The 15,971-nt window shown below is 53.2% G+C and carries 18 protein-coding genes; 9 read left to right on the forward strand and 9 right to left on the reverse strand.

Translation table 11 applies throughout. The features are described 5' to 3' along the window. Position 1: 1 nt before the first annotated feature. Positions 2–364: a phosphoribosyl-ATP diphosphatase gene (locus tag P1U45_RS04765; protein ID WP_301057776.1), complete on the forward strand. Its 363-nt coding sequence runs from the start codon at positions 2–4 to the stop codon at positions 362–364. Here P1U45_RS04765 and P1U45_RS04770 read toward each other — a convergent pair. From P1U45_RS04770 to P1U45_RS04805, 8 genes are all read right to left on the reverse strand, one after another. Then, positions 361–969, reverse strand: a complete 609-nt coding sequence (locus tag P1U45_RS04770; RefSeq protein ID WP_301057777.1) for a Smr/MutS family protein — start codon at positions 967–969, stop codon at positions 361–363. The genes P1U45_RS04765 and P1U45_RS04770 overlap by 4 nt on opposite strands. Next, the gene (locus P1U45_RS04775) at positions 966–2,195 is read right to left on the reverse strand and encodes an MltA domain-containing protein (RefSeq protein ID WP_301057778.1); all 1,230 of its coding nucleotides are present in this window, start codon (positions 2,193–2,195) and stop codon (positions 966–968) included. Before P1U45_RS04775 ends, P1U45_RS04770 begins: the two co-directional genes overlap by 4 nt. After that, positions 2,165–2,752 carry a Tim44/TimA family putative adaptor protein gene (locus tag P1U45_RS04780; protein ID WP_293609086.1) on the reverse strand — a complete coding sequence of 196 codons (588 nt, stop codon included), beginning with the start codon at positions 2,750–2,752 and terminating at the stop codon, positions 2,165–2,167. Before P1U45_RS04780 ends, P1U45_RS04775 begins: the two co-directional genes overlap by 31 nt. Positions 2,753–2,890: 138 nt before the next feature. Next, a complete protein-coding gene (dnaQ, locus tag P1U45_RS04785) occupies positions 2,891–3,610 on the reverse strand; it encodes a DNA polymerase III subunit epsilon (RefSeq protein ID WP_301057780.1) in 720 nt (239 codons plus the stop codon). Positions 3,611–3,612: 2 nt separating this feature from the next. After that, complete coding sequence (gene coaE, locus P1U45_RS04790) at positions 3,613–4,215, reverse strand: dephospho-CoA kinase (protein ID WP_301057781.1); 603 nt, start codon at positions 4,213–4,215, stop codon at positions 3,613–3,615. A gap of 60 nt (positions 4,216–4,275) precedes the next feature. Further along, positions 4,276–5,115 (reverse strand): shikimate dehydrogenase, encoded by an 840-nt coding sequence (locus P1U45_RS04795; protein ID WP_301057782.1) that lies wholly within the window; start codon positions 5,113–5,115, stop codon positions 4,276–4,278. Further along, positions 5,112–5,708 (reverse strand): Maf family protein, encoded by a 597-nt coding sequence (locus P1U45_RS04800; protein WP_301057783.1) that lies wholly within the window; start codon positions 5,706–5,708, stop codon positions 5,112–5,114. The genes P1U45_RS04795 and P1U45_RS04800 overlap by 4 nt, the downstream gene beginning before the upstream one ends. Before the next feature lie 3 nt (positions 5,709–5,711). After that, on the reverse strand, positions 5,712–6,554 hold the full coding sequence (locus tag P1U45_RS04805; protein ID WP_022693785.1) for a pyruvate, water dikinase regulatory protein: 843 nt from the start codon (positions 6,552–6,554) through the stop codon (positions 5,712–5,714). A 325-nt stretch (positions 6,555–6,879) separates the two neighbouring features. Here P1U45_RS04805 and hemE point away from each other — a divergent pair, with 325 nt between their 5' ends. The 8 genes from hemE (at position 6,880) to P1U45_RS04845 (ending at position 15,394) form a co-directional block, all read left to right on the forward strand. Further along, the gene (gene hemE / locus P1U45_RS04810) at positions 6,880–7,926 is read left to right on the forward strand and encodes a uroporphyrinogen decarboxylase (RefSeq protein ID WP_301057785.1); all 1,047 of its coding nucleotides are present in this window, start codon (positions 6,880–6,882) and stop codon (positions 7,924–7,926) included. 9 nt (positions 7,927–7,935) lie between these two features. Beyond that, a complete protein-coding gene (locus P1U45_RS04815; protein ID WP_301057786.1) occupies positions 7,936–8,364 on the forward strand; it encodes a CopD family protein in 429 nt (142 codons plus the stop codon). A 123-nt stretch (positions 8,365–8,487) separates the two neighbouring features. Beyond that, positions 8,488–9,774, forward strand: a complete 1,287-nt coding sequence (gene rho, locus P1U45_RS04820) for a transcription termination factor Rho (protein ID WP_301057788.1) — start codon at positions 8,488–8,490, stop codon at positions 9,772–9,774. Positions 9,775–9,822: 48 nt separating this feature from the next. After that, the gene (gene mnmE, locus P1U45_RS04825; protein ID WP_301057789.1) at positions 9,823–11,160 is read left to right on the forward strand and encodes a tRNA uridine-5-carboxymethylaminomethyl(34) synthesis GTPase MnmE; all 1,338 of its coding nucleotides are present in this window, start codon (positions 9,823–9,825) and stop codon (positions 11,158–11,160) included. Positions 11,161–11,181: 21 nt separating this feature from the next. After that, positions 11,182–13,086 (forward strand): tRNA uridine-5-carboxymethylaminomethyl(34) synthesis enzyme MnmG, encoded by a 1,905-nt coding sequence (gene mnmG / locus P1U45_RS04830; protein WP_366144965.1) that lies wholly within the window; start codon positions 11,182–11,184, stop codon positions 13,084–13,086. Then, positions 13,086–13,703: a 16S rRNA (guanine(527)-N(7))-methyltransferase RsmG gene (gene rsmG / locus P1U45_RS04835; RefSeq protein WP_301057792.1), complete on the forward strand. Its 618-nt coding sequence runs from the start codon at positions 13,086–13,088 to the stop codon at positions 13,701–13,703. Before mnmG ends, rsmG begins: the two co-directional genes overlap by 1 nt. Beyond that, positions 13,696–14,502, forward strand: coding sequence for a ParA family protein (locus tag P1U45_RS04840; RefSeq protein WP_301057793.1), 807 nt, complete (start codon positions 13,696–13,698; stop codon positions 14,500–14,502). The genes rsmG and P1U45_RS04840 overlap by 8 nt, the downstream gene beginning before the upstream one ends. 1 nt (position 14,503) lies before the next feature. After that, positions 14,504–15,394: a ParB/RepB/Spo0J family partition protein gene (locus tag P1U45_RS04845; RefSeq protein WP_301057795.1), complete on the forward strand. Its 891-nt coding sequence runs from the start codon at positions 14,504–14,506 to the stop codon at positions 15,392–15,394. Between the two features lie 11 nt (positions 15,395–15,405). Here P1U45_RS04845 and P1U45_RS04850 read toward each other — a convergent pair whose 3' ends face one another. After that, positions 15,406–15,969, reverse strand: a complete 564-nt coding sequence (locus P1U45_RS04850; RefSeq protein WP_301057796.1) for a GNAT family N-acetyltransferase — start codon at positions 15,967–15,969, stop codon at positions 15,406–15,408. Positions 15,970–15,971 lie beyond the last annotated feature (2 nt).

The raw sequence follows: 15,971 nt of genomic DNA on the forward strand, positions 1-15,971 counted from the left end.
CATGAGTGATACACCTCTCGGCTATGCCGGTTTTTTCGGAAAAGTTCTTCAGGAAGTGGCTGCGACCATCGATGAGCGCGCCAAATCTGCAGACGGAGGCACAAGCTATACAGCCAAATTGCTGTCGAAGGGTCCTGAGCGTACGGCAAAGAAGCTGGGCGAAGAGGCTGTAGAGCTTGTCATTGCGCTCACATCTCAGGAAAAAGAAGAAGTTGCGGGCGAGTCTGCCGATCTTCTTTATCACTTCCTCGTCGCGCTCCGCTCTCGCGGTATCAGCCTGGAAGAAGTTGCAAATGTTCTCGCCGAACGTCAGGGCATTTCAGGGCTAGTCGAAAAAGCCAGCCGTGAAGGTGACGGCATTTAAAGCCGTCTCAGAAACACGTAGAACGCACCGTCGCCGCCATGTTTCTGGTTAGCGCGAGCATATCCGCCGATATGCATGCGAAAATCAGGTTCGCCGATCCACTCAAGGAAGCGCGAGCGTAAAATACCGCGACCGCCACGGCCCTTACCTGTAATCACCAGCACAGACCGCTCACCCGCATTACGGTGAGAGACGATAAACCGAAGCAGGTTTGAGCGCGCGCTTGCCTGCGTCTCGCCATGCAAATCAAGGCTTGGACCAATATCAAACTTGCCGCGCTGAATACGCTTTTCTCCGCCGCGATCGGCGACGCTGGCACGCGGGGACGCCGGAGTAGGCCGCAATTGTTTTGTCAGGCGCTCATGAATGCGCGGTCCGGTATGCTCGGACAGAAGCTTTTCCAGATCCTCGCGTGAGGCTTTCGGTCGTTCATAGGATTTCGGCGCGTGATGGGTTTCACGTGAAACAGCCGGCGGCGGCGCTTCCGCATCTTCGTCCGGTTTGACGTCCGGTTCCGGGTGGCGATCACCCAGGCGACGGATAGACTTCGTCACTCTTTGCCACATCCGCTCTTCGCGCGGGCTCAGAGGACGTTTCCGGCTCATTCCGCGTCTCGCTCAACCGGTTGCGGCAGCATGATGAAGAACTCACCCGGCTGGTTCATAGAACCTGCAAGCGCGCCAGCCTCATCACCGGAACCGAAGAAAATATCGCCGCGGCGTACACCCTGAATGGCGCCGCCCGTATCCTGCGCAATCAGCACAAGGTTTTGTACATCGCCCGCACGGCCCGGCTCAGTGGGAATAGGCGCACGAATGAGAAAGGGCACACCCATCGGATGATGGTTGAGATCAACTGCCATACTACCCATCGGCGTCAACGGAATAGCTGCAGCGCCTTGCGGGCCCTCATTCGGGTTCGTGATGTCAGACAGCCCGAACCAGACATAGCGCGGATTCACATTCATCGCGTCTTGTGCACGTTCGACACCGACGCGCTCCATCCAGTCGCGAATGCCTTCCATACCTGCTTCGGAGCGTGCGATCTCGCCGGTTCGAATGAGATGGTTGGCAAGCGAGCCGAACGGACGGTGATTGTGCGCGGAAAAGCCTGCGCGTTTTAACGTGCCATCGGGAAAGCGTAGGCGCCCGGACCCCTGAATTTGTAGGAAGAACACATCGGTTGGATGCGCATAGGCGAGGGCGTTTTCATTGCGGCGCTGAATATCTTCGCGCGCATAATAGAGGTCAAGCGTCTGACCATCGACACGGCCCCAGACACGGCGCCCCTGAAGCGACGGATCGAATTGGCCAAGATCGACCTGAATAAGATCATCTGGCCTGCCGGGAATAGGCTGAGTCAGCTCTCCGCGCGGACGCGTGCTCACGTCGATTTCAGGCTCGTAATAGCCGGTCAGGCGATTCGTCTCTTCCTCGGTCTCAATCGCATAGAGATCAAAATAGTCCTCAAAGAAGCGATGGAGTTCACCAACCTCGATATATCGCGGCAGGATTTCGCAGGCTGGAAGCCAGTCACCCACCGTGCCGCCATAGCTAGCCCGCTCGGACAAAGCCTCTTCAGGATCACGGGAAGCTAGCCGTTCGCAATGCGCGGTCAGGGCAGAAACAGATGGCTCTACAGGAGTCGTTCGCCAGTCTGGTACATCAGAAAAGGCGATCTGCGACAAATCAAACGCCTGAGGAGACACATCCTCAGGCGGCGAAGTTACCTCAACGGTTTCACAAACGGGGCATTCCGGTGCGGGCTGCTCGCACGAAGCAAGCAGGGCCGCAACGCAGATCAGGCCGCCGAGACGTCTGCGAGTCGCCAATTCGGATCCCTGCTTTTCGTGTCGCGTTCAAATGTCCAGATTTCGCGAGTCGACATGATGCGTTCTTCAGTTGCGAGCTCTGCAGAAAACAGAACGCTGACCTCAGCAACAGAGCCATTCAGCTCACCGCCTTCAATCTGGGCATCACGAATACGCTCGAAATCAGGGGCTGCTTCGCCGGATGTCTCACGCGCATCAATCGCCGCTTCGTAATCACCATAGACATCGTCTGTCAGAAGCGTGCGGAGCGTTGCCCGATCACCAGCCTCAAAGGCCTTAACAATCATTTCATAAGCAGATTTTGCACCCGCCAGGAATTCACGCTGGTTAAAGGACGGATCCACACGGGCGATTTTCTCAAGACCGGATGCCTCTTCAAAGTCGTCCTCGTCCTCATCGTTTGAGTCAGAGTGCACGAGCACAGGCTGCGGGCGTTCGCCATTTTCCTGACGGCGGAATTCTGGCGGAGGCGCACCCTTTTGTTTCCCCATGACGGAGAACAGCCGCGCAAGCACGAACACTGCAACAGCTGCAAGGATCAGAATTTCCATACTCATCGTGTTATATATCCAGTCCCGATATCTATTCTTTCAAACCATATATGGTGGTTTGTCGTTTTCCCCAATCAATGTAGCAATGTCGCCGCCGCTTACAATGCGAACCGGGGCGTTCTTGCAGCATTATCGGGCCGGATATCAGCCCTGATCAGCTTCGGCTTTATCCCAGGTCGACTGCAACCAACGCGACTTGGCGCCAAATTCGGAAATAAATGCGAGATGGGCTGCCCGTTCTTCCTCGGTAATTAGGGAAGAAAGTGGTTGAGGTCGTTGCTTGGCGGGCTTTCTGCGCCCGCCAAATTCATCGTCACCATCACTGGCATCGAATGAAAAGGTCCGGTGTCGACCACCATTCAGCTCCAGATACACTTCGGCGAGAAGTTGGGAGTCGAGCAAAGCGCCGTGAAAGGTTCGTGCGTCTGAATTGATGTTGAACTTTTTGCACAGCGCATCAAGCGACACAGGCGATCCGGGAAATTTGGTTCGTGCCATTGCTGCGGAGTCGAGCCAGCGATCATATGGGATCGGATCATAGCCGCAGCGCTTAAGCTCCATATTCAGGAAGCCGTGGTCGAACTTTGCGTTGTGCGCGACGATGCGAGCGTCCCCGAAAAAGGCGAGGAGCTTGTCGACAATCTCAGGATCTTCGAATTTCGGCTTACCTTCCAGCATATCGTCGGTAATACCTGTGATCTCGATCGTTTCCTTAGATACCGAACGGCCCGGATCGACATAGGCCTGAAATGTCTCGCCAGTCGGCATGAAGTTCACGACTTCGACCGCACCAATCTCGATGATCCGATCACCCTGATCATGAAAAAGGCCCGTGGTTTCAACGTCGAACATGATTTCACGCATGATCATTTACTCCCATGTTTGCGGCGGATTGCAGATAGTAAGGACCGTACCTGCTCACGCGCATAATCGATATCAATCACCGTATTGATGATAAAATCCGCACGTGCGCGCTTTTCGGCGTCAGGTGTTTGTTTGGCAAGTATGGCTTCAAGTATGGCCTCGGTCATACCCTCTCTGGCCATAACGCGTTGGCGCTGAATGTCAGCCGGAGCCGTAACAACGGCCACATAATCGACACGCTCATTACCGCCGGTTTCGAAAAGCAACGGAATATCGAGCACGGCAATGTCTGCACCGCTGTCTTCAGCGTGTTTGCGAAATTCCTGCTGGGTTTCGCCGACGAGCGGATGGACGATGGATTCCAGTTTTTTCAGAAGGTCTGCATCATCAATGACGATCTCGCGGAGAGCCGCCCGATTGACGCGGCCATCTTCAATAGCGTGAGGAAATTCCACGGCAATTGCTTCAACGGCGCTGCCACCTGGCTCGTAAATCCGGTGAACCGCGGCATCCGCATCATAGACCGGCACGCCTTCATCACGGAAAAGCTGCGCGGTCGCGCTTTTCCCCATGCCAATTGACCCGGTTAGTCCGAGATAGATCATACCTCACACCCTTTCTGAGCTGACTATGAGACAATTTTCGCAAATGCGTCCAGCCGGTGACTAATCCAGCTGAAGAGTTTCCTGTGTACCAGTCCATTCGCGGCAGGCTTTCAGCGCTGCGAGCCGGTCCGGATCAATATCAAACCAGAGTTTGAACGCGTCAGCGGCCTGACCGACCAGCATCGGCAACCCGTCGAGAACGCGCCATCCGGCTTGTCTGGCATTTTCGAGCGTCGCTTCGACGGCTGCGCCATAGCTGATATCTACGAAAGCCCCGCCCTCGTTTTTCGGCAGGTCCAATGACCCGCCTGTATGCCCAAGGCTGATTGTGTTTACGACGAGCTGGCTTTCAGCGGCAAAATCAGAAAGCGCCTCAAGCGGAAAAACGCGCGCGCGGGTCAGTTTGAGGTCTTCGACCATTTCTTCAGCTCGCTCGACAGTGCGGTTCAGAATGATCAACCGGTATCCACGTTCGTTGAGGCCAGCTGCGACAGCGCGCGCTGCACCGCCCGCGCCAATCAGCACGGCTTCTTCGGTTTCAGTCGGGCCAAATTGATCAAGTGACCACAAAAACCCTGTAATATCAGTATTATGTGCCTTCCAAAGCGCTTTACCTGACACGCTATCATTTCGCGTCAGTGTGTTAGCGGCACCGATTTTCCGCGCATTGGAGGACACTTCAGCGGCGCAAGCCAATGCTTCGGTTTTATAGGGCAGGGTGATGTTCAGACCTGAAAAGCCGGATCGCGCGAGACCGCGCAAATCATCGACAGGGGAATCAGCCGCCATTTCGAGCGCCACATAGCGCGCATCTAGCTCCAGCTGATCATACCAGAACTGGTGAAGCTTCGGAGAGATGGAGTGCTTTACCGGATTTCCGACAACGCCAAAAAGTTTCATCGTGCAATCACGCTACGTTCGCGCAGATAATCGAGAATCTGCAGAAGCGGCAGGCCCAGAATCGAAAAATAATCGCCCTCGATCGACGAAAACAGCTGAACGCCAAGCCCTTCCAGTTGATAAGCGCCAACGCTTTCAAACGCGGCATAACCGATTTGATCGAGATATGAATTGATGAACTCGTCTGAGAGCCTGCGCATGGTGAGTTTCGGACGCGCAATATAGCGCCAGACCGCTTCGCCATTCTCTGAAATGACCGCTGCACACTCCAAGTGATGGGTTTTGCCGGAAAACTCTTTCAGACGCTCAAATGCTTCTTCTCGGGATTTAGGCTTATCAAAGCCGCGTCCTTCGAGTGACAGCATCTGATCGGCGCCCAGAACGAGACCGCCAATCTGCGAGGACACTTTTTCAGATTTCATCTGTGCGAGATAGTCAGCCTGATCCATTGGCGACATGCCTTCAGCGCGCATAGATTCCTTGAATGCGTCTTCATCAACGCGTGATGTTTGCACGCGGAATTTTACACCTGCATTTTTAAGAATAGTCGCCCGGATTTTACTTCCGGAGGCAAGAATGATCTCGTCGGACATGATTTAGCTTTCGCGGCGCAGAAGATTGAGGATGGCTGCGGCCGTTTCTTCAACAGAGCGACGCGACACGTCAATGGTTTTCCATTTCTGACGCAGGAAGAGACGGTTCGCTTCGGTCGCTTCGTGTTTTACCGCGTCATCGTCAGCATAACTGGTCGTCGATTCCTCGTTGAGCGAGAGAAGACGCTGCTGGCGGATCTGAACCAGTCGCTCTGGCGAGATCTTCAAGCCAATCACCATTGGCATTTTACCGTCCAGCTCTAAAAGCTGGCGCGGCGGAGGTATACCAGGAACGAGCGGAACGTTCGCCGCCTTAATCCCGCGGTTTGCCAGATACACACAGGTCGGCGTTTTAGACGTCCGGCTAATGCCCACCAGAATAACGTCAGCATTTTTCAATCCGTCGGGACCAGCGCCATCATCATGCGCAAGCGTATAATTGATGGCTTCCATACGCTCGAAATACTCGTCATTCAGCGCATATTGAGCTGCCGTTTTATCAGACGTTCTGAGGCCAAGGTGCCGACTCAGCATGTTCACGGACGCATCGAGAACTGGTAAAGTCGGATGTCCCTGTGAGCGGCAGTGATTTTCCAGCTTCGTGCGGAGCGATTCATCCGTAATCGTGAACCACACAACGCCCGGCGCACCGTCGATTTCTTTCAAGACGCGATCGAGCTGCTTTTCAGACCGGACAAGATAATAATTGTGCTCGAGCGGCATGATGTTTTCAAACTGTGCGCATGCCGCACGCATTACCGCATTCAGAGTTTCACCGGTCGAGTCCGAGACCAGGTGAACGTTGAAATAGATATGTAGTTTCGATTTCAGATCACTCTGCGACACAATTTACCCCTGAAACTCCACAGCCCCTGTGGAAAATATGTGGAACGAATCTTTTCCCATATTTAGTCCACAGCACAATTCACAGGCTGGCTTTTTCCTCGATTTTGTTCGCTTTTTATCCGACATCTGTGGATGAATTTGTCGATGCGACGTCTTGAAGCCTGTTACAAACGGCAAATTTCATTTTCTAAAAGGATTGCAGTCTGTGGATGAACTGTGATTAGCCGGATGAAAACCGCCGGACATGTGGAAAGTTAATAGATTGTTAACCAACCACACTGGTTAAGAAATAGTAAATAATTGAATCTTATATAAGGATTGGGTCATGGCTGGTGCGGAAAACTCCCTTTTCATTAAAACCTTGAAGGGCGAAAGATCGCATAGGCCTCCGGTATGGTTGATGAGACAGGCGGGCCGATATCTGCCTGAGTACCGGGAGATACGTGCAACTGCGAAAGACTTTCTGGATTTTTGCTACACACCATCTTTGTCAGTGGAAGCAACTCTGCAACCTTTGAGACGCTATCCGTTCGATGCAGCCATTCTTTTCGCAGATATTTTGCTCGTCCTCGATGCAATGGACCGTGGTTTGCGTTTTGAGGCGGGTGAGGGGCCGATTCTGAACCCTCTTGATAGGGCGAGTGACCTCGAAGCCGTTTCGCTCTCCAAGGTCATGCAGCGCGTTTCTCCGGTTATGGAGACAGTCGAGCGTCTGAAAGCGGCACTACCGGAAGGATTCCCGCTTATCGGGTTTGCCGGCTCACCCTGGACAGTGGCGGTCTATGCAATCGAAGGCCGGGGCGGCACAGACAAGAAAAATCCTAAGCTCTGGGCATATACACGGCCGGATGATTTGAAGGCAGTTCTGGACTACCTCGTTGTTGTTACAACAGAATATCTGAAAACTCAGGTCGAGGCGGGCGCTGATGCGCTTATGCTGTTCGATAGCTGGGCTGAAAATCTTCCAGATCACGTTTTTGACTGGTTAGTCATTGAACCAACCCGTAAGCTCGTCGACAACCTGCGTAGTGCCGGTGTGACCGTACCAATTATCGGCTTCCCTCGCGGCGCCGGCGCTAAACTCGCTGATTATGTCGCTCAAACCGGTGTAAATGCTGTCGGGCTTGATACCGGACAGGTTCCAAGTTTCGTGAATACTTCACTACCGAAGGGTTTTCCGGTGCAGGGACACCTTGATCCACTGTCTGTGATCGCCGGTGGAAAACAAATGCTTGATCGGGCCGATCAGATCATAGAAGCTTATCGCGCTGATGGGCGTCCTCATGTGTTCAATCTTGGTCATGGCATTACGCCAGATGCAAAACCGGAACACGTGGAAACGCTTATGAAGCATATTCAGGCGATGGGATAAGACAGATCAATGCTGTACGATTGGGTCAGAGCGTTTCACATTATTTTTGCGATCGCCTGGATGGCGGGGCTTTTAATGTTGCCGCGCCTGATGGTGTATCGTCTGGAAGCAACGCCGGGCGGTGAAACCGATCTGACGATGCAAAAGGCGATCTCCCGCCTGAAAGCCATCATCCTGACCCCGTCTATGATTATTGTCTGGTTGCTTGGCCTGACAATGGCGTTCATGCAGGGCCAGATTATTCTTACATTCGGCTGGTTTCATCTGAAGCTTCTTATGGTCGTTGGTATCTCGGCCATGCATGGTGTGTTCGTTGGTATGAACAAAAAAATTGGCACGGAAAAAGCGCCGAAGCCAAAAACACTTCGAATGATCAATGAAGTACCGTTTGTTCTGATGATTGTTGCGGTCATTGCGGTTGTCGTTCAGCCATTCTGACCTTGACGTTTAGTCGGTTTGATGTCTTTTACTCACAAGCCTCATTCGTAGGCGTGTGATAATCTTCACCTTGTATCCCCGACATTGCTGGCGCATTCGCGCTGCAACCTTTGGCGTGAGTCCATGACAGAACAAATTGCTGAACAGCAACGGGTCGCTCTTCGCGATCTAAAACTCAAAAATCCGACAGAACTTCTCGAAGTCGCTGAAAAGCTCGAGATCGAGAACGCGTCGTCTCTGCGTACGCAGGAGCTCCTTTTCGCGATCCTGAAAGAATATGCCGAAAACGGTACCGAGATTGTCGGCGCCGGCGTTATGGAAGTTCTTTCCGATGGCTTCGGTTTTCTCCGGTCACCGGAATCCAACTATCTTCCAGGGCCGGACGATATTTATGTTAGCCCGCAGCTGATCAAGAAATTTGGTCTGCGTACGGGTGACACGGTGGAAGGTGAAATTCGCTCACCGCGTGACGGCGAACGTTATTTTGCGCTGGTCAAAGCGACGACGATCAACTTCGAAGACTTTGAAAAAGCGAAGCACAAAATTCACTTCGACAATCTGACGCCGCTCTATCCGGAAGAGCGTTTGGTTATGTCGCCGAAAGATCCGACAAAAAAGGATCGTTCTGGTCGTGTGATCGATATTGTTGCGCCAATCGGTAAAGGCCAGCGTGCGCTTATCGTTGCGCCGCCGCGTACCGGTAAAACAGTTCTGCTTCAGAACATTGCGGCGAGCATCGAAGCGAACCATCCGGAATGTTATCTCATCGTACTTCTGATCGACGAACGTCCGGAAGAAGTGACAGACATGAGGCGCTCTGTAAAAGGCGAGGTTGTATCTTCTACCTTCGACGAGCCGGCGCAGCGCCACGTTCAGGTCGCTGAAATGGTAATCGAGAAAGCAAAGCGTCTGGCAGAACATGGCCGCGACGTTGTTATTCTGCTCGACTCGATCACCCGTCTTGGTCGTGCGTACAACACGACAGTTCCTTCCTCTGGTAAGGTCCTGACAGGTGGTGTTGATGCGAACGCGCTTCAGCGTCCTAAACGGTTCTTCGGTGCCGCGCGTAATCTGGAGCAGGGTGGATCTCTGACTATTATCGCGACAGCTCTGATCGAAACCGGTTCTCGTATGGACGAGGTCATCTTCGAGGAATTCAAAGGTACGGGTAACTCTGAGGTCGTTCTTGACCGTAAGGTTGCTGATAAGCGTGTCTTCCCTGCGATCGACATTCTCAAATCCGGTACGCGTAAAGAAGAACTCATTACGCCGAAAGAACACCTTACCAAGGTTTACGTTCTGCGCCGTATTCTTAACCCAATGGGTACCGCAGACGCGATCGACTTCCTGCTCGATAAACTCCGTCAGACGAAAGACAATGACGAGTTCTTCTCAAGCATGAATAACTAAACGCCCGTCAGGGATTGTTTCACGTGAAACAATGATCAGGTTAGAGCGATGACACATCAGGAAACTGACACCATCATCGCTCTATCGTCGGGCCATGGCCGCTCCGGAATTGCGGTGGTTCGGGTATCCGGGCCGAAATCCGACAAGATTCTCAAACAACTTACGCACTTCAGATTGCCGGCGCCGCGCAAAGCCGCGACGCGTTGGCTTCATGATTCTGATGGCGTTCGTTTTGATGAAGCGCTCATTCTGCGATTTTCAGCGCCGAACAGCTTTACCGGCGAAGATTGCGCAGAGATTCACTGTCATGGCAGTCCTGCAATCGTCGAAGCTATTCTCATTGAAGCGACCCGTCTGAAAAAGGTTCGCCTTGCAGAACGGGGAGAGTTTTCCCGCCGGGCATTTGAAAATGGCAAGCTCGATCTCCTCCAGGCTGAGGGCATTGCAGATCTGATCGACGCCAATAGCATTGCGCAAATGAAACAGGCTGCACGTTTTGTTGGAGGAGATGCGTCCGAACGTATTGAGACCTGGCGAAAAATCATTCTTGAAGCCTCGGCGTTTCTGGCAGCATCTATCGACTTTTCAGACGAAGGTGATGTGGGTGAAGACGCCCATGCGCCGGTGGTTGGCTTGATCGATGAGTTAGTATCGGAATTTAATGCGGCGCTGACAGATGCAAAGTCTGCGTCCCGAATTCGCGATGGACTTCGGATAGCAATTCTTGGGAAGCCGAACGCCGGGAAATCCACACTGATTAATGCACTCGCGAAACGGGATGCAGCAATCGTCTCTGATATTCCCGGAACAACGCGGGATGTTTTAGAGACGCATATCGTTCTGAACGGAGTGCCTGTAACTGTTGCAGATACGGCTGGTCTTCGGCTAACGGAAGATCCGATCGAGGCGGAGGGCGTTAAGCGGGCCCGCCGATGGGCTGAGGATGCCGACATCCGAATTTTTCTAACCCGCGCTGATGATGACATCGGTGATCGTCCGACAGAGCTCGGTCCGAATGATATCTGGGTGATAAGCCAGGCCGATCGCGCCGATGGTGAGCTCTTCCCGAACGATGTTGATCTGTCGCTTGCCGTGGCAACGGGGCAGGGCATGGACACTTTGGAGTCCATTCTTCTTCAGAAGGTTGTCGGCCTCACAAGCTCCGAGGAAGCGCCAACGGTTGTCCGATTGAGGCATATTGAGAGCCTGAACGAAAGCCTTTCCGCTTTGCAGCGCGCAAAAGCACTTCTTATGGAAATTGGGGATGTTGATCTCGCTGCTTTTGAGTTATCAATCGCGAGAACTTCACTCGATCAGATCCTGGGCCATGTAGATGTTGAAGACATTCTTGGCGAAGTGTTCTCCGGATTTTGCGTCGGGAAATAGTGTTTCACGTGAAACATATTAATGGGAGACAGGCTCGTGACCGAGTTTGATGTCATTATTGTTGGTGGCGGACATGCCGGAACGGAGGCCGCAGCGGCGTCTGCGCGTATGGGCGCACGCACGGCTCTGGTAACCTATAAGGCCGATAAGATCGGTGAGATGTCCTGTAATCCGGCCATTGGTGGACTGGGCAAAGGTCACCTTGTTCGTGAGGTTGATGCCCTTGATGGCATCATGGCGCGCGTGGCGGATCAGGCGGGTATTCAGTATCGTCTCCTTAATCGATCCAAAGGACCAGCAGTGCAGGGCCCTCGGTCACAGGCGGACCGGAAGCTCTATCGCGAAGCCATGCAGCTCGAGATCGAAGGCACTGAGAACCTCACCGTCATTGAAGACGGCGTGGATGATCTGATTGTCGAAGACGGTCGTGTCGCTGGAGTAGTCTGCGAGTCAGGCCCGAAATTACATTCCAAAGCGGTTGTTCTGACGACGGGCACATTCCTGCGTGGTTTGATCCATCGCGGTGAAGAACGCATTCCAGCAGGCCGTGTCGGTGAAGCCCCGAGCATGGAACTCTCTAAACGTCTTATGGCGCTAGAGCTCCCGCTTGGCCGCCTGAAAACTGGAACGCCGGCGCGTCTCGATGGCAAAACGATAGACTGGGAAAAGCTGGAAATGCAGAACGCCGATGAAGAGCCGGTCGCATTTTCCTTCTTAACTGAGAAGGTCGATGTGCCTCAGATTGCCTGCGGCATCACCTGGACCAATGCGGAGACCCACAAAGTCATTCAGGAGAACCTCTCAAAGTCGGCGGTATATTCTGGAGCGATCGAGGGGCGGGGACCGCGTTATTGTCCGAGTATTGAGGATAAGGTCCATAAGTTCGCAGACCGTGATCGCCACCAGGTCTTTCTTGAACCGGAAGGACTGGACGATGATACGGTTTATCCGAACGGTATTTCTTCATCTCTACCAGCTGATGTGCAGGATGCCTTCATCCGAACCATTCTAGGCCTAGAGAATGTTCGCATCATCCAGCCGGGCTATGCCATCGAATATGATTATGTCGACCCGCGCGCACTCACACGTACTCTCGAGGTGAAAGCGCTTCCGGGGCTATATCTGGCGGGTCAGATCAACGGCACCACAGGCTATGAAGAAGCAGCGGCACAGGGGCTAATGGCTGGCCTTAACGCTGCACGCCAATCTGCCGAGCCGGGGGCGGAGTCAATCGTATTCGATAGAGCTGAGGCTTATATCGGTGTGATGATCGATGATTTGACCACGCGGGGCGTTACTGAGCCCTATCGTATGTTCACATCGCGTGCGGAATATCGTCTCCACCTTCGTGCAGACAACGCCGATCAAAGATTGACTGAACGCGGCCGTGAAATCGGCTGTGTGAAGGACGCGCGCTGGAATGCCTTCAGTGATAAACGGGCGAAGCTGGATGCTGCGCAGGACATGCTGTCGTCTCTCGCACTGACGCCGAATGAGGCTCAGGCTATAGGCATTGAGATCAAGCTGGACGGGCGTCGCCGCACAGCCTTTGAGCTCCTGACTTATCAGGGCGTCACTCTGGATATGCTTTCAGCAAAATGGCCCGAGCTTAAATCGATTGAATCCAAGATACTCGAGCAGGCAGAGATCGAAGCCCGCTATGCGAGTTATCTTGAACGGCAGGCGTCGGATATCGCGTCTCTGCGAAAAGATGAGAAGCGGAGCATTCCGGCGAATATCGTCTACGAAGAGGTTGGCTCTCTCTCTAATGAGATCCGTGAGAAGCTTAACCATATTCGGCCGGAAACGATCGCTCAGGCTCAGCGCATTGAAGGCATGACGCCGAGCGCCATTCTGGCCATTCTCAGTCATATGCGAAAGCGTGACAAAGCGGCTGACGTCGCTCAGCAGGCGTCGGGCAGCTGATGAACTACGATAAATTTCTCGACCGCATCGGCTTCGATGTTTCACGTGAAACATATAAAAAGCTCTGCCGATATCACGATCTGCTTCTGCTCTGGAGCAGGACGCACAACCTGATTGGGCCGAGAGAGCGCGGCGAATTATGGGATCGCCACTTTGTCGACTGCATACAGGTTTGGCCGTTAGTTCGTGAGGGGCGGGTTATTCTTGATATTGGAACCGGGGCAGGATTGCCTGGCATTGTCATGGCATGTTGCGCCGATCCAGCGGCGCACGAGATCGTCCTGGTGGAGTCTCTCTCTAAGCGATGCGCCTTTTTGAGAACCGTAATCCGTGAACTGGATTTGCCCGCCACCATCGAGAATTCGCGCGTCGAGGATGTTTCACGTGAAACAGTGGATTTTGTGACTGCGCGCGCTGTGACCGATCTGACCGGATTGATCCAATATTCCGAGAAATGGCTCAAAAACTCGGCAACAGGGGTGTTTCTCAAGGGGAAAAACTGGAAAATCGAATTGACCGAAGCCTGGTCTTATTGGACTTTTAAATCTGACGTTACGCCGAGCGTGAGCGATTCCGACGGCGTCATTCTTTCTGTATCGGAGGTCCGCCGTGACTAAATCCCGCATCTTGGCTGTTGTTAACCAGAAGGGTGGAGTTGGTAAGACAACGACTTCGATCAACCTTGGCACCGCGCTGGCGGCTGTTGGCCGCAAGGTTCTGATCGTCGATTTTGATGCTCAGGGTAACGCATCCACCGGCCTTGGTGTCGGCGTTCGCGACCGTAAAATCACGTCATATGACGTGGTGGTTGACAAGGTTCCTCTGGAAGACGCTGCCGTTAAAACGCTTGTGCCGGGTCTTGAGTTGGTACCAGGCGATGAAAACCTTGCTGGCGTTGAGACAGCACTCGCTCATGATCCAAAGCGATCTTTCCGCCTCCGTGACGCGCTTCGCAGCTATCGCGAGCGGGCAGGGGCTGACGGCTATGATATCATCCTGATCGATTGCCCACCGTCTCTCTCATCCCTGACGATCAACGCTATGACGGCAAGCGACTCTTTGCTCGTGCCGCTTCAGTGCGAGTTCTATGCGATGGAAGGCCTGTCGCAATTGCTGCGCACCGTTCAGATCGTCAAAAGTGGCCTCAATCCCGATCTCGACATTCAGGGCATTATCCTGACCATGTTCGACAAGCGAAACAAACTTTCTGGCGAAGTGGAACAGGAAGCACGTGAAAAGCTCGGCGGTAAGGTCTATATCTACGACACAGTTATTCCGCGTAACGTGAAACTCTCCGAAGCGCCGGGCTATGGTAAGCCGGCACTTCTTTATGATTACAAGTGTTCCGGCAGTGAGGCCTATATCCGCCTTGCGTCTGAGTTGCTTCACCGTGAACGAGCATTAGTGGCAGCCTGAAATGAGCGAAGAGCGCAAAAATAGTAGACTTGGCAAGGGGTTATCGGCTCTCATCGGTGAATACGACACCTTTGAAGCACCTGAGGGTGCGTCGGATTCCGTCAAAGAAATTCAAATGTTGCGCATGGCTCAGGTTCGCGCGAACCCGCAGCAGCCACGTAAGAAGTTTGACGAAAAGAAGCTCGCAGAACTGACTGCTTCGGTTAAAGTGCATGGTGTGCTGACGCCAATTCTCGTGCGCGAAGTCGATCATCAGGATTACAAGTTTCAGATCATCGCTGGTGAGCGTCGTTTTCGTGCGTCCAAAGCCGCTGAACTTGAAGAGATTCCGGCCCGTATTCTGAAAACGAATGATCTCCAACTGCTGGAGATTGGTCTGATCGAGAACGTTCAGCGTGAAGATTTAAATGCGATGGAGGAAGCCGAAGGCTATCAGGCTTTGATGTCTCGCTTCGGTAAAACCCAAGAAACTGTCGCAGAATCGGTGGGTAAGAGCCGTGCGCACGTCGCGAACATGCTTCGTCTCCTAAATCTGCCTGAGTCTGTCCGTGATCATTTGCGGGCAGGGGATATCACTGCGGGCCATGCGCGTGCTGCGCTTGCATCTGATGATCCTGATGCTGTTGTCGAACAGGTTATGGCCCGAAAACTGTCCGTGCGTGAGACAGAAGCGCTTGTTCGTAAGATGGCTGCTGGCGATATGCACGGTAAGGGTGGCTCGAAAGCTATCGATGAAAAAGATGTCGATACCGAAGCGCTCGAAGCTGATCTCTCACGCGCCCTGGGACTGATGGTCGATATCAAAGCCAAAGCGAATGGCGGAGAGATCAAGATCAAATACCGCGATCTGGAACAGCTCGACGATATTTGTCGCCGTCTCAGCCGTAATTAATTTTCACAAAATCAAGCACTTAGCTTGGATTTAGCCTCGGCCTGCAGAGGAAGCGTCATCATGAGCTCTTCATCACGGGCCGAGCCGACATCAATTTCATGAGTGCCGCACGCGCTGAAGCCTCGGCTCTCATAAACTTTGATCGCGCGCTTATTATTTGAGGATACGCCGAGACAGATTTCATCTGCCCCGCGTTCTTTTGCGCGTTCAATTGCCCAGCTGAGAAGAATACCGCCCACGCCAACGCCCTGACGTGCGCCACGAACATAAAGGCGGTGCAGTTGTAGGCGGTTTGGATCAGGTTCAGCCAATGGCAGGGTTGCCGGACCAATCTTCGCATAACCGACAAGTGTGTTTCCTGCAGCCGCTATACGATAATCGAAATCCGGAACCTGAAGATCTTTGCGAACTTTCTCGACGGAGAAATAGCGATCCATATAAAGATCGAGATCAGAGCGCTTGAACTGGCTTCCAAAATGTTCGGCAAACGTCTGGCGGCCAAGGTCTGCGATGCGTTCCGCATCATCGACCGTGCCATCTCGAAACCGAAGATTTATGTTAAGCGCCTGAACCACTA

Source organism: Ponticaulis sp. (assembly GCF_029210165.1).
GTDB lineage: Bacteria > Pseudomonadota > Alphaproteobacteria > Caulobacterales > Hyphomonadaceae > Ponticaulis.

Coding starts and splice junctions, on each gene's coding strand:
- P1U45_RS04780 (WP_293609086.1), bottom strand. CDS start 2,752: ATGAGTATGGAAATTCTGATCCTTGCAGCTGTTGCAGTGTTCGTGCTT.
- rsmG (WP_301057792.1), top strand. CDS start 13,086: ATGAACTACGATAAATTTCTCGACCGCATCGGCTTCGATGTTTCACGT.
- mnmG (WP_366144965.1), top strand. CDS start 11,182: ATGGGAGACAGGCTCGTGACCGAGTTTGATGTCATTATTGTTGGTGGC.
- coaE (WP_301057781.1), bottom strand. CDS start 4,215: ATGATCTATCTCGGACTAACCGGGTCAATTGGCATGGGGAAAAGCGCG.
- P1U45_RS04845 (WP_301057795.1), top strand. CDS start 14,504: ATGAGCGAAGAGCGCAAAAATAGTAGACTTGGCAAGGGGTTATCGGCT.
- P1U45_RS04795 (WP_301057782.1), bottom strand. CDS start 5,115: ATGAAACTTTTTGGCGTTGTCGGAAATCCGGTAAAGCACTCCATCTCT.
- rho (WP_301057788.1), top strand. CDS start 8,488: ATGACAGAACAAATTGCTGAACAGCAACGGGTCGCTCTTCGCGATCTA.
- P1U45_RS04770 (WP_301057777.1), bottom strand. CDS start 969: ATGAGCCGGAAACGTCCTCTGAGCCCGCGCGAAGAGCGGATGTGGCAA.
- dnaQ (WP_301057780.1), bottom strand. CDS start 3,610: ATGCGTGAAATCATGTTCGACGTTGAAACCACGGGCCTTTTTCATGAT.
- P1U45_RS04815 (WP_301057786.1), top strand. CDS start 7,936: ATGCTGTACGATTGGGTCAGAGCGTTTCACATTATTTTTGCGATCGCC.
- hemE (WP_301057785.1), top strand. CDS start 6,880: ATGGCTGGTGCGGAAAACTCCCTTTTCATTAAAACCTTGAAGGGCGAA.
- P1U45_RS04765 (WP_301057776.1), top strand. CDS start 2: ATGAGTGATACACCTCTCGGCTATGCCGGTTTTTTCGGAAAAGTTCTT.
- mnmE (WP_301057789.1), top strand. CDS start 9,823: ATGACACATCAGGAAACTGACACCATCATCGCTCTATCGTCGGGCCAT.
- P1U45_RS04800 (WP_301057783.1), bottom strand. CDS start 5,708: ATGTCCGACGAGATCATTCTTGCCTCCGGAAGTAAAATCCGGGCGACT.